Below are 15952 nucleotides of genomic sequence, written 5' to 3' on the forward strand. Positions count from 1 at the left end.
CGCCCGGCCCGGCCCGGCCGCCGAACCGACGCAGGGAGCGCCTGATGCCGCTCTGGCTGGAGCTGACCGTGCGGGTGGTGGCCGTGGTCGCCGCCTTCCTCGTGCTGCCGCTGGTCATCGGGCAGATCGAGCACAAGGTGATGGCGCACATGCAGGGCCGGCTCGGCCCGATGTACGCCGGTGGGTTCCACGGGTGGGCCCAGCTCGTCGCCGACGGCATCAAGTTCGTGCAGAAGGAGGATGTCACCCCGCGCGAGGCGGACCGGGCGGTGTTCCGGCTCGCCCCGGTGGTGGCACTGGTGCCCTACCTGCTCGCCCTGCTGGTGATCCCGCTCGGCCCGGGTGACCTGGTCGGGCAGCCACTCGACATCGGCCTGTTCTTCGTGCTCGCCGTGGTCGGGGTGGGCGTGGTCGCGGTCCTGATGTCCGCGTGGGCGTCGGCCAACAAGTACAGCCTGCTCGGCGGGCTGCGTGGCGCGGCCCAGCTGCTCGGGTACGAACTGCCGCTGGTGCTCGCCGCCGCGAGCGTGGCGATGGCGGCCGGCACGCTCAGCCTGCCCGGGATCGTCGAGGCGTGGCGGCCGTGGTGGCTGCTCTGGCAGGCCCCGGCGCTGTTCGTCTTCTTCGTCGCCGGGCTGGCCGAGATCCGGCGCCCCCCGTTCGACATGCCGATCGCCGACTCCGAGCTGGTCTTCGGCTACCTGACCGAGTACACCGGGCTGCGCTTCGCGTTCTTCCTGCTCGCCGAGTACGTCGGCATCGTGGTGATCGCCGCGCTCACCACCGTGCTCTTCCTCGGTGGCTGGCAGGGCCCGTTCGGCGACGAGTACCTGGGCTGGCTCTGGACCCTGCTCAAGGTCTTCGCCGTGTCCTTCGTGGTCATGTGGTTCCGGGTGGCGTACCCCCGGTTGCGCGAGGACCAGTTGCAGCGGCTCTGCTGGCTGGTGCTGGTACCGGTCGCGCTCGGCCAACTCGTGCTCACCGCCGCCGTACGGGTGGCGCTGGACTGAGCACCACCCGTACGGCGCTGCATCGCTAGCGGGCCAGGTGGGACGTCTGGCGGCGGGTGACCGCTGGTGCGGTCCTCGCCGTGCCGGCCGTACCGCTGGTGGCGGTCACGGTGCCGAATCGGGGTGTGCTGGTGGTGCAGGTGGTGCCGGGGGTGATGGTGACCGGGGTGGTGGTCTGGCCGGCGGTGACCTGGACGGTGTGGGTGCGGACGATCCGGCGCAGTGGTCCGGTGGTGACGGTGCGGGTGTACCAGCAGGAACCGGTGCCGGTGGTGTAGCGGATGTAGACCGGGCCGGTGTTGAGTCCGCCGAGGTGGGGCTGTTCGGGGGTGGCGGTGGCGAGCAGGTCACCGGTGGTGGGGTGGTATGCCTGGGCGGTCCACTGGGTTGGTGCGTTGGTGACCGTGAGCGGGATTTTTCCTTCCGGGCCGAGTGCCATGTCGTACTGGCGGGTCGAGTCGGCGGTCACCTGGATCAGGGTGGCGGTATACCGGTCGGTCGCCGGGCCGGACCAGGTCGCCGCGTACGTCCCGGTGTTTCGGCCGAAGAAGCGCAACGGCCAGCGGTATGGCCCGAGATCGACGAAGATGTACCGGCCGTCCGGCCCGGCGCAGGTCGAGCCATCAGCGCCGAGCAGGTCGGGGTGCCCGCCGTACACCTCGACGCAGCCCGCCAGGGGCGCCCCGGTTGCCTGGTCGGTGATGGTGCCGGTGACCGTGCCCGCCCGATCGAGCCGGATCTCCGCAATGGTGGTGTCCACCCCGACCGTCCCCTGGAAGACCACCGCCTCGCGGCGGTCTCCGGTCCCACCGGTCGCGCCGACCCACTGCGCTCCTAGCGTCCTTGACGAGGCGGACAGTGCCCCGGCGGCGAAGAGGTGCACGGCGGTGGCAGGCAACGGGCCGATGGCGACCTCGCCGAGGTTGTCGGAGCAGTGGGCGACGGCAGGGCCCGGGAGTTGCCCGGCTGGAGCTGCGGACACCGCATAGATGCAACTGTTGCGTACCGGACTTCCGTCCGAGCGTTCCACGATCCGGGTGCGCAGAACCGCCCCCGGCTTGAGCCGGACGGTCCGGCGGGTGGTCTCACCCGCGACGACCGGAAGCCCGGTCAGCTGCTGTCCGAAGTACTCCGGCTCGACGCCCTCGGTCTTGGCGTCGACCGTGCGGTACCAGAGCCACGGGAAGTGGTACTTCCCGTCGGTGGCGTTGCACCGGACGTCGCCGTTGGCCGCCATACAGATGTCGGTCATCGGCGCGCCGGTGGTGTCGTCGAGCACAGTGAGTTCAAGCGCGGCCGGGGCGCGGAGGACCTCGTCCCGGGTCACGTTCTGGCCGTCGCCCAGCGACACCTTCTCGGCCTCGGCCGCCGTGTAACGCTGCGGGAACCACTGGGTCACGTTCGCGCGGGACCCGCCCGTGGTGGGGCGCTCGACCCGTGCGGAGAAGCGGTAGTCCCCCGCTGGTAGCCGGGGGAGACGGTACGAGCCGTCCGCAGCGACCGGGACGGTCACCTGCCAGCCAGCGGTTATCGCCTGGGCGTACACGGAAACCGGATCCACGGGTGGTCCACCGGTGTAGTCGATGATCCGACCGGCCACCGAAGCCCCCGCATGAGGACCGTCGCCGACCAGCACATCCGCGGTAGCGGTCTGCCCGATGGCCAGTTGGTAGAGCGCCGATCCGTCCACGGTCGCCGAACTCGGCGCCCAGACCGGGGCCGACCCCGGACGTTGGAGAACCACCCGGTATCCCGAGCCCAGGTTGGGTCGTAGCGCCGTCCGGTAGCGCCCGGTGCCGTCGGTGCAGGTCTCGGTCGCGAGGAACCACGGGAACTCGTAGACGGTGAGGCAGACGCCGGGCAGCCCGGCGCCGGTGGCAGCGTCCCGGACCAGGCCGGTGAGGGTGCCCCGGCTCGCCACCGGCATCGGTTCGACCGCCCGGAAACGTTCGTCGAGCACGATCTCGCCGCCAGCGGTGACCTGGTAGGTCCCGGCCGTACTCTGGCTGGCGGCGCCCGGGAACCACTGCCCCGGGTACCCGTCACCGACGACGGATATCTGGTAGCTGCCCTGCGGCAGGTTGGAGAAGCGGTAGTGGCCGTCCATCGTTGCGCGGGCGGAGACCACATTGTCGGGCGAGAGGCCGCCCACCCGGTGCGCCCGTAACTCGACCATGGCGGCCGGCGATCCGTCCTGTCGGAACACCCGGCCCCGGAGCGTGCCGGCGTACCGGGTGATCGCGAGGTCGGCCCGGGTGGGGTTGGTGGTGTCCGGGTAGACGAAGGCTCCGCTGCCGAAGTCGCCGCCCCGGGGGTACCACCGCTCCGCGTACCCGGTGGCCCGGACCCGTACCCAGTAGCGGTTGAACGTGACCGGGCTGTGGAACACGTACCTGCCGAGGCTGTCCGTGCAGGTCTCGTGGTCGACGGCGAGGGGTGTGCTCAGCAGCGCGACGCAGGCCCCGGCGACCGGCTGGCGGGTGTCGAGGTCGGTGATGGTGCCCTGGATGACCGGTGTCTCGGCGGCCTGGGCGGAGGTGGGGGCGGTCAGCAGACTGATGGTGACGATACCCACGAGCAGACGGGCGAGCCGTCGCCGGGTGCTACCCCGCATCTGAGTCCCTTCGATTGGGGTCGATTTTTAAAGCACTGTTGCATGGCCTGGCCAGCCTTGGGTCGGCCCACCGTAGTCGATCTTCAACTCCGGCACCGCCCCGATTCCGGGGTCACCGCCCTGACCGGCCGAACGTCGCCTAGGCTGCGCCGGATGACCGACGTGGAGACCACGGCCCGGCGGTTCGTCGCCGACGTGTGGAACGGCAACCGCGAGGACTCGGCGTACGAGCTGGTCGCCGCCGACTGCCCGGGACCGGGCGGGGGCAGCGGCCCGGCGGCGGTCCTCGCCTGGCACCGTGACCTGCGGGCGGCCTTTCCCGACCTGCGCTACAAGATCGTCGACCTGGTGGCCGCCGGGAGCCGGGTCGCCCTGCACTGGCGGGCCGCCGGCACCCAGCTCGGCACCTTCGGCCCGGTACCGCCGACCGGGCAGGTGGTCAGCTACTCGGGCGCCACGTTCCTGCGCTTCGACGGCGCCGGACTGATCAGCGACGTGTGGAGCGTCAACGAACTGTTCCAACTCCTCCAGCAGCTCGGCGTGGAGCTGCTGCCCCCGCCACTGCTGCCCCCGCCACCCGGCAGCGGTCACGCCTGAGGAGCCACGGCGAAGTGCCGGGTGGTGGTCGCGTACGCCGGGGGCACAGGGCAGGATGAACGCCATGACCGAGCGCAGCGAGCGGGGTTTTCCCGGCGAAGGGCTGGCGAAGGGGCTGGCGGTCACCTTCAAGACGATGACCCGCCGCGCCACCACCCAGCAGTACCCGGACGTCGCCCCCGAACTGCCGCCCCGCTCGCGCGGGGTGATCGCGCTGCTCGCGGAGAACTGCACGGTCTGCATGCTCTGCGCCCGGGAGTGTCCGGACTGGTGCATCTACATCGACTCGCACAAGGAGGAGGTGGCGGTCCCCGGCGCCGCCCGTCCCCGGCAGCGGAACGTCCTGGACCGCTTCGACATCGACTTCTCGCTCTGCATGTACTGCGGCATCTGCGTCGAGGTCTGCCCGTTCGACGCGCTCTACTGGTCGCCGGAGTTCGAGTACGCCGAGTACGACATCCGCGACCTGCTGCACGACAAGGAGCACCTCGGCGAGTGGATGGCCACCGTGCCACCACCACCCGCGCACGACCGCAACGGGGAGCCGGCCAAGGAGGAGACCACCGCAGCGCGCAAGGCCGCGCCGGGCGCGCCGTCCGCCGCCCGTCCCGCTGCTGCCCGGGTACGCCCCGAGCCCGGCCCCGCCGCCGGTGGGGAGGCGTCGTGACCGGGGCGGACGTCCTGCTGGTCGCCCTCGGGGCGCTGGCCGTCGGTGCCGGTGCCCTGGTGGTGACGACGAAACACCTGGTCCGCGCCGGCCTCTACCTGGTGGTCTGCCTCGGGGCGTTGGCCGGGCTGTACCTGGTGCTCACCGCCGAACTGGTCGCCTGGGTGCAGGTGCTGATCTACGTCGGTGCGGTGGTGGTGCTGCTGCTCTTCGCGGTGATGCTGACCCGGGCCCCGATCGGTGCCTCGGACGACCTGGACCGGCCCGGCTGGCCGGCCGCGCTCGTCGGCGGCGGCAGCGGCCTCGGTCTGGCCGTCCTGCTGGTCGACGCGTACCGCTGGACCCGGGTCGACCTGCCCGAGGCCGGTACCGCCGAGCGGCTCGGCTCGGCCGTCTTCGGTTCCTGGGTACTGCCGTTCGAGCTGCTGTCGATCCTGCTGCTGGCCGCCCTGGTCGGCGCGATCGTGATCTCCCGACCGGAGATCGGGCGGCGCCCGTGAGACCGGTCGTCCCGTATGTCACCGCCGCCCTCCTCTTCGGCCTCGGCGTGTACGGCGTCCTGCGCCGCCGCAACGCCGTCCTGGTGCTGATGGCGGTCGAGTTGATGCTCAACGCGGTCAACCTGGTCCTGGTCACCACCGACACCACGGTCCGCGCCACGCTCCCGCACGGCGGGCAGGTCTTCGCGCTCTTCGTGATCGTGCTGGCCGCCGCCGAGATCGGGGTCGGGCTGGCCATCGTGCTTCAGCTCTACCGGCTGCGGGCCACCGTCGCGGTCGACGCGATCCCCCTGGCCGGGGCCGACGGGTCACCGGCACCCGCAGACCCCGAGCCGACGACCGCCGGTGCGGACGAGGTGGTGCAGGCGTGACCCGCGTACTCGGACCGCTGCTGCCCGCCGTACCCTTCGTCGCCGCCCTGGTCGGGCTGCTGCTGCCGCCCGCGCCGCAACGCCGCAGCACCCGGGGCCGGGGCCGGGTCGACGGTGGCGACCGGGCCCGGACGGTGGCGATCGCCCTCGGGCTCACCGGCGCGGCCGGTGCCCTGCTCGTCGCGCTGGCCCTGCTGGTCACGGTGGACGGTCCGGTCGAGACGTCCCGGGAGTGGGTCGACCTCGGTGGCCTGTCGGTCACCCTCGGCTTCCGGCTCGATCCGGTCGCCGCCCTGGTCGCGGTGGCGGTCGCGGCGGTCGCCCTGGCCGTGCAGGTCTACTCGGTCGCCTACCTGCACCGGGGACCCGACGACGTCGACCTCGACGTCGACCACCGGTACCCGCCCTACGCCGCCCAGATCAGCCTCTTCACCGCCGCCATGCTGCTGGTCGTGGTCGCCGGTGACCTGATCATGCTGCTGGTCGGGTGGGAGGTGATGGGCATCTGCTCCTACCTGCTCATCGCCCACGACCGTCGACTGCCGGAGGCCCCGGCGGCGGCGATGAAGGCGTTCCTGGTGACCCGGGTCGGTGACGTCGGTTTCCTGCTCGGCATCGCGCTGCTCGGCGTCTCCGCCGGCAGTTTCCGGATCGCCGACGTGCTCGCCCACGACCATCCGACCGGTACCCTCACCGCCGCCTGTCTGCTGCTGCTCGCCGGGGTGGCCGGCAAGAGCGCCCAGTTCCCGCTGCACACCTGGCTGCCGGACGCGATGGCCGGCCCCACCCCGATCTCCGCGCTGATCCACGCGGCGACCATGGTGGCCGCCGGCATCTACGCGGTGACCCGGCTCTACCCGCTCTTCGAACAGGCCCCCGTCGCGTTGACCGTGCTCGGCGTGATGGGCGCGGTCACCCTGCTGCTCGGCGCGTTCGCGGCCACCGCCCAGGACGACCTGAAACGGGTCCTCGCCTGGTCCACCGTCTCCCAGATCGGGTACCTGGCCGGCGCGCTCGCCGTCGGCTCCCCGCCGGCCGCACTGTTCCACCTGCTCAGCCACGCCGCGTTCAAGGCGCTGCTGTTCCTGGCCGCCGGGGCCGTCATCCACGCCGTGGGCAGCACCCTGATGTCCACCATGGGCGGGCTGCGCCGGGGGATGCCGGTCATCTTCTGGTGCACGGTCGTCGGCCTGGGCGCCCTGGCCGGGGTGCCACCCCTGTCCGGGTTCTGGAGCAAGGACGGCATCCTCGCGGTCGCCGAGGCGGCCCGGCACGGCGCCGGCCCCACCCCCGGCTGGGTCGGCTGGCTGGTCTGGCTGGCCGGGCTGCTCGGCGTCGCGGTCACCGCCTGGTACGCCACCCGGCTGCTGCTGCGCACCTTCCTCGGCGACCCCCGGCTGCCGGACACCCACCCGCACGACCCGCCGGCCCTGATGCGCTGGCCGGTGCTGCTGCTCGCGGTCCCGGCCGCCCTGTTCGGCCTGGCCGGTTTCCTGCCCGCCGTCACCGACCGGCTCACCTCCGGCGCCGGCCCGGCCCCCCTCGCGGCCGGCGGCGAACTGAACCACGTCGGCCCCGGCCTGCTGCTCCCGCTGGTGCTGCTCGCCGTCGGGGCCGGCGGCGCCTGGTGGATGTGGCGCCGCGACCCGGCCGCCGACCCGGCGGACCACCTGGGGCCGCTGCGGCCGGTGTTCGCCCGGGCGTTCCGGCTCGACGACCTCCAGCACACCCTCGTGGTACGCCCCGTGCGCGCGCTCGGCCGACTCGCCCGACGCGGCGACGAGGTGGTGGTCGACGGCCTCGTCGAGGGCACCGGCCGGGCCACCGGCGGGCTCGGCCGGGGACTGGCCGCCCTGCACCGGGCGGCCCTGCCCCGGGCCGTCGCCGTACTGCTCGCCGGGGTGCTGCTGCTCGGCCTCGCCGCCGTCCTGCTCACCGGAGGTGCGGCGTGACCGTCCTGCTCGTTGCGGTCCTGGCCCTGCCACTGCTCGGGGCGCTGCTGACCGCCGCCCTACCCGCCCGCGCCGACCGGACCGCCCGGGCGGTCGGCACCGGTTTCGCCGCGCTCACCCTGCTGGCCGCCCTGCCCCTGGCCGCCGGCGACCGGGGCTGGTTCGCCTACACCACCGAGTCGCCTGCGATCCGCCCCTGGCATCAGGTGGACCTGCCCTGGGTACCCGGGCTCGACCTGCGTTTCCACCTCGGCGTGGACGGCATCTCGTACCCGCTGGTGGTGCTCACCGCCCTGCTCGTGCTGCTCTGCTGCGGGTACACGCTGTGGCGGGTACCCGACGGTGGGCCGGGCCGGCTGCTGGTCGCCCTGCTGCTGGTGGTCGAGGTCGGCCTGCTCGGCACCTTCCTCGCCCTGGACATGGTGCTCTTCCTGGTCTTCTTCGAGGTCGTGCTGCTGCCCATGTACGCGATGATCGCCGGCTGGGGCGGCGCCGACCGGCGCCGGGCGGCCCGGAAGTTCGCCCTGTACACGCTGCTCGGCTCGGTGCTGCTGCTGGTCGGGGTGTTCACCGTGGTCACCGCCGCCGGCACCGCCGACCTGGTCGCCCTGACCGGCGGCACCGGACTGTCCCGGGGCACCCAACTCGCCGCGTTCACCCTGCTCGCCCTCGCCTTCGCGGTGAAGAGCCCGCTCTGGCCGCTGCACACCTGGCTGCCCGACGCGCACACCCAGGCGCCCACCGTGGGCAGCGTCGTCCTCGCCGGGGTACTGCTCAAGATGGGCACCTACGGTCTGATCCGGGTGGCCGTCGGGGTCGCCCCGGAAGGTGCCCGCTGGGCCGCCCCGGTGCTCGGCGTGCTCGCCGTCGCGGCGATCCTCGTCGGGTCGCTGGTCTGCCTCGCCCAGGACGAGCTGAAACGGCTCATCGCGTACTCCAGCGTCGGGCACATGGGTTTCGTGCTGCTCGGTGTCGCCACCCTCACCGCCACCGGCCTCCAGGCCGCCCTGATCGGCAACATCGCGCACGGGGTGATCACCGGGCTGCTGTTCTTCCTCGCCGGGGCGGTCAAGGACCGGACCGGCACCGGGCTGCTCGCCGAACTCTCCGGGCTGCGGGAGACCGCGCCCCGCCTCGCCGGACTGCTCGCCTTCGCGGCGGTCGCCTCGCTCGGGCTGCCCGGCCTCGCCGGCTTCTGGGGCGAGGCGTTCGCGGTGGTCGCCGCCGTCCAGGTGGGCGGCCCGTTCTGGACCACCCTGGCGGTACTCGCCGCCGTCGGCGGGGCACTCACCGCCGCGTACCTGCTCCGGCTGCTCCGCCGGGTCACCCACGGCCGGCCCACCCCGGCGGTCGCCCCGCTGGGCGCCGCACTGGCCCGCACCGAACTCGCCGCCTGGGCCCCGCTGGTGCTGCTCGCCCTGGTCATCGGCCTGGCCCCCGGTCTGGTGCTCGGCATGGCCGGTGACCCGGTCCAGGCACTCGTCGAGAGGGTGACGTCGCGATGAGCGTGGTGCAGAGCATCGACCACCTGGCCCTGCTGCCGGCGTACGCGGCGGCCGGCACCGCCGTACTCGTGCTGCTGACCGACCTGCTGCTGGCCCGGCGCGGCGCCACGCTCGCCGTGGCCGGCGCGGGAGCCGTCGCCACCGTGCTCGTCGCGCTGCTCGCCGGCCGGCAGACCCGGTCCACGTTCTGCGTCGCGGACGGCTGCTCCTACCTCGCGGGTGGGCGCAGCGCCCTGGTCGCCGTGGTCTTCGGGCTGCTCACCGTCGGGGTGCTGGCGCTGGCCGCCCCCGCCCTGCGGGCCGGTCCCACCCCGACCGGCGAGTACTGCTTCCTGCTGGCCTGCTCGATGACCGGCGGCGTGGTACTCGGCGCCGCCGGGGACCTGATCACCCTGATCGTCGCCCTGGAGACGCTGACCCTGCCGCTCTACGTGCTGGTGGGGCTACGTCGGGGCAGCCAGGCCAGCGCCGAGGCGGCGGTCACCTTCTTCGTGGTGAGTGTGGTCGCCACCAGCGTCACCCTGCTCGGCGCGGCCCTGCTGCACGCCACCACCGGCACCCTGCACCTGGCCCGGCTCGGTCCGGTCCTCACCGGTGGTACGCCACCCGCTGCCGGCGCCGTGCCCGTCGACCACCCGCTCACCACCGTCGCCGTGACCCTGCTCGTGCTCGGCCTGGCCTTCAAGGTCGCCGCCGTACCGCTGCACGCCTGGGCGCCGGCCACCTACGACGGCGCACCCCTGCCGGTCGCCGCGTACCTTTCCACCGCCTCCAAGTTCGGCGGGGTGGTGGCGCTGCTCGCCGTGGTGCAGGGGCCGTTGCCGGCCACCCGGACCGGCCCGGTGCTCGCCGTACTGGCCGTGGCCACCATGACCGTCGGCAACCTGGTGGCCCTGCGCCAGCAGCGGACGGTCCGGCTGCTCGCCTGGTCCTCGGTGGCCCAGGCCGGCTACATCCTCGCCCCGCTGGGCGTGCTCGCCCTCACCGCCGGCCGCACCGGCGCGGTACGCGACACGGCGGTCGCGGCGGCCCTGGCGTACGCGGTCCTCTTCGTCGTGCTGGAACTGGCCGCCTTCGCGGCGGTGGTGGCGTTGCGCCCGGTCGGTGCCGACGGCGGCACGATCGCCGACCACCGGGGAGCCGGTCGCCGGCACCCGCTGGTCGGCGCCGCACTGGTGCTGGCCCTGGTCGGGCTGGCCGGGCTGCCCCCGGGGCTGGCCGGGCTCTTCGCCAAGGTGGTGGTGGTCCGGGCCCTGCTGGACGGCGGTGCCGGTTGGCTGGCCCTGGTGGTCGCGGTCAACGCGGTGATCGGCCTCGCCTACTACCTCCGCCTCGCCGCCACCCTCTACGCCCCCACTCCGGTGGCCACCTCCGGCGGGCCGGTCGTGACCGGGGCGGACCGTCCGGTCATCCCCCGGCCGGTCGCCGCCGCGCTCACCCTCACCACCCTCGCCGCCGTCGTGCTCGGCTTCGCGCCGCAGTTGCTCCTCGACGCCACCCGCTGGTAAGGAAGGGCCCCTTCCTATCGCTTTCGGTATAGGAAGGGCCCCTTCTTAACACTCCGCCAGCCACTCCCAGGTAACTCACAGTCATTAGGTGGATGGTGGTGGGGTACCGGTCTGTTGTACCGGTCGACGGGCCCTACGCGGCCCGTGCACCGAAGGAGTGAATGTGCACAGCCACAGAAACGGACTCAAGACCGCCGCATTGCTCGGCCTGCTCACCGCGCTGATCCTGGGCGTCGGCTACTGGTTCGGCGGCAGCGGCGGGCTCGTCATCGCCGTGGTGGTGTCCCTGGCGATGAACGCCTTCACCTACTTCTACTCCGACAAGCTCGCACTCCGCTCGATGCGGGCGCAACCGGTCAGCGAGGCACAGTTCCCCGAGCTGTACCGGATGGTGCGGGAACTGGCCACCCAGGCCGGGCAGCCGATGCCCCGGCTGTACGTCAGCCCCACCGCGCAGCCGAACGCCTTCGCCACCGGCCGGAACCCGGCCAACGCGGCGGTCTGCGTCACCCAGGGGATCACCGAGATCCTGGACTACCGGGAACTACGGGGTGTGATCGGACACGAGCTGTCCCACGTCTACAACCGGGACATCCTGATCTCCAGCGTGGCCGCCGGTCTCGCCGGGATCATCACCATGCTGGCGAACATCGCCTGGTTCATTCCGTTCGGTGGCGGGGACGACGAGGACGCGCCGAATCCGATCGTCCTGCTGCTCACCCTGATCCTCGGCCCGATCGCGGCCACCGTCATCCAGCTGGCGATCAGCCGGAGCCGGGAGTACCAGGCGGACGCCTCGGGCGCCCAACTGACCGGGGACCCGCTTGCGCTGGCCAGCGCGCTGCGGAAGATCCACATGGGTACCCAGCGGCGACCGCTGCCCGCCCAGGGCCAGTTGACCAGCACCGCCCACCTGATGATCGACAACCCGTTCCGGGGCGGTGCGGTGGCGAACCTGTTCTCCACCCACCCGCAGATGGCGGACCGGGTCCGCCGGCTGGAGGAGATGGCCGCGAACACCGGCCCGGTGCGCTTCCAGCGCTGACTCCTCCGGCCCGGTCGCGCATACCCACCGTCGTCCGCCCGTGACCGGTAGGAGGTCGCGGGCGGACGATCGTGTGTCCGCTGGCCGCCGGGTGGAAGTGTGAGGCCGCTAACCGCGAGGCGGAAACCGGTTCAACCCCGACCTGTCACGGCGTTAGGGTCACCACGTCTTCCACCCATTACACACCCGAGGGGGTCGCCGGTGACCGCGCTGCGTCAGTACCTGGGCGTCTGGCGGATTCCCGGGGCACCGATGCTCCTGGTCACCGGGCTGCTCGCCCGGCTCGGCATCGGGATGACCCCGCTCGCCCTGCTGCTCGTGGTCGAGCAGGCCACCGGGCGGTACGCCCTGGCCGCCGTGGCCGGTGGCGTGTACGCCCTCGCCGGGGCGGCGATCAGCCCCATCGCCGGACGGCTGGCCGACCGGGTCGGACCGACCCCGGTGCTCCTGGTCACCGCCGTCACACATCCGTTCGCCCTCGCCGGCCTCCTGCTGGCCAACCGCTCCGGCGCGGAAACCCTCTGGCTGATCTACCTGACCTGCGGGATCGCAGGAGCGACGTACCCGCCGCTGACCGCCGCCATCCGGGGAGCCTGGAACGATCTCACCGATCCCGCCTCCGGCCGGTACCCGCTGCGGAACACCGCGCTGGCGGCGGAGACCACCCTCTTCGAGGTGGTGTTCGTCATCGGCCCCCTGCTGGTGGCCTTCTTCGTGCTGGTCGCCGACGCGAAGGCGGCACTGCTCGGGTCGGCGGTGGTCACTCTGGCCGGTACCGTCGCGGTGGCCCTCGGCCGGGTGATGCGGGCCTGGCGACCGCACCCCACCAGCGGTCACGCCAAGGGTCTCGGCCCGCTGCGGGTGACCGGTTTCCCGGCACTGCTGCTCTGCGTGGCCGGGCTCGGCCTCGCCTTCGGCGCGGCGGGGGTGACCGTACCGGCGTTCGCCAGTGGCTACCGGGCCGGCGCGGACGCCGACAGCCTCGCCGGGATCCTGCTCGCCGTCTGGGGGATCGGCAGCGCCGTCGGTGGGCTCTGGTTCGGCACCCGCCGCCCGGCCCGGAACATGTCCCGGCAGTTCGCCCTGCTGCTCGCCGGGGTCGCCGTCAGCTTCGGGGTCTTCGCCGTGATGCCCACCCCGGCCACCCTCGGGGCGGCGCTGGTCGTCGGCGGCGCGCTGATCGCCCCGGCCCTCACCCTGGAGAACACCATGGTCGGCCGGATCGCACCCGCGACCATGCTGAACGAGGCGTACACCTGGGTGGTCACCGTCGCGGTCGCTTCCAGCGCCGCCGGGGGCGCGGTCGCCGGCCTCATCGTGGACCGGGCCGGCGGCGTACCGTGGGCGTTCGTCTTCGCCGGGGTCGCGGTCGCCGTCGCGGCCGGGGTCGCCGCGCGACCCACCGGGTCCATCGCCCGCGCCGAGCAGAATTCAGCGGTACGCGTCGAGCAGTCCCTCGCCACCGACCTGGCCTGACTCTCCACCCTCAGCCCCGTCCCCGGTCATGTGCTTCGCCGGCGGCGGGCGGAGCCGGGGTGCGGCTGGACAACGCGATCCCTGCGGGGTAGGACAGCATGGTGGGGAGCCCGTTCGGTGCCTCAGGTCCAGGTGCGACAGTGTTCACCCGGAGCCCCCGCGTCCATCCGTCACGGGTCTGCCGCAGCCGCTGGGCTGTAACCGCTCGGAACGGCTCAGCCGGTGACCCGATTCCCGAGGGAGCCTTACGTTGTCGACCGAATTCGAGGCGAAGGTCCTCGACATCGACTCGGCCCAGATGACCGCGTCGATCCTTTCCCGCGGCGGGCAACGACGAGGCGAGACTCTGCTCCAGCGTCGCTACGTCTACGACATCACGCCCGGCGACGAGAGCCGCTGGATCCGTCTGCGCGACACCGGGGCGGGCGTGGCCTTGGCGGTGAAGGAGATCGCCCACGACGGGATCGACGGCACCGACGAGGTGGAGGTCGGCGTCGACCAGTTCGAGACGACCAACGAGCTGCTGGGCCGGCTCGGTTTCACCGCCAGGTCGTACCAGGAGAACCGGCGTACCAGCTTCGAGCTCGACGGCGCCCGACTGGAGATCGACGAGTGGCCGATGATCCCCCCGTACCTGGAGATCGAGGCAGGCTCCCGCGACGAGGTCGTGCGCGTGGCCGCCCTGCTCGACATCCCGGAGGAGTCGCTGACCGGGGAGAACACGGTGAAGATCTACGCGCGCTACGGCATCGACCTGTTCACCCATGCCGAGCTCCGGTTCGGCGATCTCTGATCCGGCGCAGGCGGCAGCCACCGCCACGTCCGAGGGTCTCGCGGAACCTCGATGTGGCGGTGGCTGCTTGTTTCTCCAGCGTTGCCGCTACGACCTCCGGTTGAGCCAGTCGCCCGGGATGTTCTGAAGCACCAGGTCCACCGTCTCCTCACGGGAACGTCGGTCTGTCGAGATGGCGACCGATCCGCCATCCTCGGCAAGCATCGCCTTCAGTTCGCTGCGGACCCTGGACTGGAACGCGTTGAATCCCGAGATGCCCCCTTCAGGGGTGCCGTCGTGCTTCCCGGACTCGTTCGGCGACAGTTCCCCCTTGCGCGCCGCCGCGACCTCGGGGGAGATGTCCAACAGAATCGTCAGGTCCGGCCGGGTGAGACTGTCCCAGAAGCCGATCTCCTGGCAGGGCGTAATGTACTCACGACGGGAGGACACGCGGGCGCGTTGTTCTCCGTCTGTACCAGCAGCTCTACGAGGACCGGCTCGGCGGGATCCAGCACACGTCGATCCACCGGTGCGCCGACATCGCGTCCTGCGAGCCGGCCGACGACGGCGTGCGACTCGAACTGACCGATCCGCACACCGGGAGCGGCCGGTTCCTGGACGTCGATCTGGTGCTGCTCGCGACCGGTTTCCGGGATCTCGGTACGGACGACCGTGGTGCCCGTGAGTTCCTTCCCGGTGTCCTGAACGGTATCCGGGACGGCGTCGCCGTGCCGGAGGACGGACAGGCCAGCGTGTCCAGGGACTACCGGCTGGAATTGGCGGCTCCGCAGTCACCGCTGATCTATCTCAACGGTCTTTGCGAGACCACCCACGGTATGGGCGACGCCGGATCCTTCAGCCTGCTCGCCCTGCTCGCCCGGGAGATCGCGGACTCCCTCGCATCACGTCTTACTCCCGCGAGGTGAGGGCGCATGCCGAACGAGGATTTCCTCCGGCGCCAGGACGAGGTCGAGTCGAGCGCACGGACCTACCCCCGGGGCCTCCCGATCGCCATCAGTAGGGGCGAAGGCAGCCTCATCCAGGACATCGAAGGTAAGTGGTACATAGACTTCCTGAGCGGCGCAGGGGTGCTGGCGCTCGGACATTGCCATCCCCGGGTGGTCAAGGCGGTGGAGCGGCAGCTGGGTCTCCTGAGCCATGGTCTCGACCTGCCGACGCCGATCAAGAGGGATTTCTAGGACGCTGTGCTGGGCAAGCTACCGCCCGGCATGCGTGAACGCTTCAAGATCCACTTTTGTGGGCCGACCGGAGCAGATGCCGTCGAGACGGCCGTCAAGCTGTGCAAGACCGCCACGGGGCGGGCGAACGTCGTAGCATTCCAGGGCTCCTACCATGGCTGCACGGCGGGAGCCATGGCTCTGACAAGTCTGGTGGCGCCGAAGCTGCGGGTGGGCAACCAGATGCCCGGCGTGCACTTCATGCCGTTCTCCTACTGCGCCAGGTGTCCCATCAGGCTCAGCCCCGACACCTGCGACACCAATTGCATCGCTCTTCTGGAGTCCACGCTCACGGACAGCCACGGCGGGTTCGAGCCACCGGCGGCGGTGATCGTCGAAATGGTCCAGGGGGAGGGTGGCACCGTACCCGCCACGCTCGACTTCGCCGTTCGCCTGCGCGAGATCACGCGCTTCCTCGGTATACCTCTGATCGTCGACGAGATCCAGACGGGCTGGGGGCGGACCGGCGACTGGTTCGCCTTCGAGCGGTACGGAATCGAGCCGGATGTGGTTCTGCTGTCCAAGGCTCTCGGAGCAGGCTTCCCGGCTTCCGTGATCCTCTTCGACCAGGCCCTCGATGTTTGGGATCCCGGGGCGCACGTCGGCACGTTCCGGGGCAACCAACTGGCCTTCGCCGCCGGCCTGGAGAGTCTCGCCAGGAAGTGGCGGCGCCGGCGCCGCCGCCCAGGCGGGGGAC

General features: G+C 72.0%; 13 protein-coding genes and 2 pseudogenes. 13 read left to right on the forward strand and 2 right to left on the reverse strand.

The window, feature by feature from the left end; translation table 11 throughout:
- Positions 1-44 precede the first annotated feature (44 nt).
- Positions 45-1010 (forward strand): complex I subunit 1/NuoH family protein, encoded by a 966-nt coding sequence (locus tag GSF22_RS01260; RefSeq protein ID WP_208810810.1) that lies wholly within the window; start codon positions 45-47, stop codon positions 1008-1010.
- A gap of 25 nt (positions 1011-1035) precedes the next feature.
- Here GSF22_RS01260 and GSF22_RS35300 read toward each other — a convergent pair whose 3' ends face one another.
- Positions 1036-3624 (reverse strand): carboxypeptidase-like regulatory domain-containing protein, encoded by a 2589-nt coding sequence (locus GSF22_RS35300; protein WP_208810811.1) that lies wholly within the window; start codon positions 3622-3624, stop codon positions 1036-1038.
- 153 nt (positions 3625-3777) lie between these two features.
- Here GSF22_RS35300 and GSF22_RS01270 point away from each other — a divergent pair, with 153 nt between their 5' ends.
- The 10 genes from GSF22_RS01270 to GSF22_RS01315 all read left to right on the forward strand — a co-directional run bounded on the left by GSF22_RS01270 (position 3778) and on the right by GSF22_RS01315 (position 14038).
- A complete protein-coding gene (locus tag GSF22_RS01270) occupies positions 3778-4221 on the forward strand; it encodes an ester cyclase (RefSeq protein WP_208810812.1) in 444 nt (147 codons plus the stop codon).
- A 64-nt stretch (positions 4222-4285) separates the two neighbouring features.
- Positions 4286-4888, forward strand: coding sequence for a NuoI/complex I 23 kDa subunit family protein (locus GSF22_RS01275; protein WP_208810813.1), 603 nt, complete (start codon positions 4286-4288; stop codon positions 4886-4888).
- Positions 4885-5388, forward strand: coding sequence for an NADH-quinone oxidoreductase subunit J family protein (locus GSF22_RS01280; RefSeq protein WP_208810815.1), 504 nt, complete (start codon positions 4885-4887; stop codon positions 5386-5388). The genes GSF22_RS01275 and GSF22_RS01280 overlap by 4 nt, the downstream gene beginning before the upstream one ends.
- Positions 5385-5759 (forward strand): NADH-quinone oxidoreductase subunit NuoK, encoded by a 375-nt coding sequence (nuoK, locus tag GSF22_RS01285; protein ID WP_307803669.1) that lies wholly within the window; start codon positions 5385-5387, stop codon positions 5757-5759. The genes GSF22_RS01280 and nuoK overlap by 4 nt, the downstream gene beginning before the upstream one ends.
- Entirely contained in the window at positions 5756-7711 is a 1956-nt protein-coding gene (locus GSF22_RS01290) for an NADH-quinone oxidoreductase subunit 5 family protein (protein ID WP_208810817.1), read from the forward strand. Before nuoK ends, GSF22_RS01290 begins: the two co-directional genes overlap by 4 nt.
- The gene (locus GSF22_RS01295; protein WP_208810819.1) at positions 7708-9216 is read left to right on the forward strand and encodes a complex I subunit 4 family protein; all 1509 of its coding nucleotides are present in this window, start codon (positions 7708-7710) and stop codon (positions 9214-9216) included. Before GSF22_RS01290 ends, GSF22_RS01295 begins: the two co-directional genes overlap by 4 nt.
- Positions 9213-10724 carry an NADH-quinone oxidoreductase subunit N gene (locus GSF22_RS01300; RefSeq protein ID WP_208810821.1) on the forward strand — a complete coding sequence of 504 codons (1512 nt, stop codon included), beginning with the start codon at positions 9213-9215 and terminating at the stop codon, positions 10722-10724. Before GSF22_RS01295 ends, GSF22_RS01300 begins: the two co-directional genes overlap by 4 nt.
- A 163-nt stretch (positions 10725-10887) precedes the next feature.
- Positions 10888-11769 carry a zinc metalloprotease HtpX gene (gene htpX / locus GSF22_RS01305; protein ID WP_208810823.1) on the forward strand — a complete coding sequence of 294 codons (882 nt, stop codon included), beginning with the start codon at positions 10888-10890 and terminating at the stop codon, positions 11767-11769.
- A gap of 201 nt (positions 11770-11970) precedes the next feature.
- Positions 11971-13245 carry an MFS transporter gene (locus GSF22_RS01310; RefSeq protein ID WP_208810826.1) on the forward strand — a complete coding sequence of 425 codons (1275 nt, stop codon included), beginning with the start codon at positions 11971-11973 and terminating at the stop codon, positions 13243-13245.
- A gap of 250 nt (positions 13246-13495) precedes the next feature.
- Complete coding sequence (locus GSF22_RS01315) at positions 13496-14038, forward strand: CYTH domain-containing protein (protein WP_208810828.1); 543 nt, start codon at positions 13496-13498, stop codon at positions 14036-14038.
- Between the two features lie 87 nt (positions 14039-14125).
- Here GSF22_RS01315 and GSF22_RS01320 read toward each other — a convergent pair whose 3' ends face one another.
- Positions 14126-14467 (reverse strand): hypothetical protein, encoded by a 342-nt coding sequence (locus tag GSF22_RS01320; RefSeq protein WP_208810829.1) that lies wholly within the window; start codon positions 14465-14467, stop codon positions 14126-14128.
- Between the two features lie 17 nt (positions 14468-14484).
- On the opposite strand from GSF22_RS01320, the pseudogene GSF22_RS01325 reads away from it, so the two are divergent.
- Positions 14485-14943: pseudogene (locus GSF22_RS01325) on the forward strand (SidA/IucD/PvdA family monooxygenase); the annotation flags it as partial.
- A 6-nt stretch (positions 14944-14949) separates the two neighbouring features.
- Positions 14950-15897: pseudogene (locus GSF22_RS34380) on the forward strand (aminotransferase class III-fold pyridoxal phosphate-dependent enzyme); the annotation flags it as partial.
- Positions 15898-15952 lie beyond the last annotated feature (55 nt).

This window comes from Micromonospora echinofusca (assembly GCF_017614955.1).
Classification (GTDB): Bacteria; Actinomycetota; Actinomycetes; order Mycobacteriales; family Micromonosporaceae; genus Micromonospora; species Micromonospora echinofusca_A.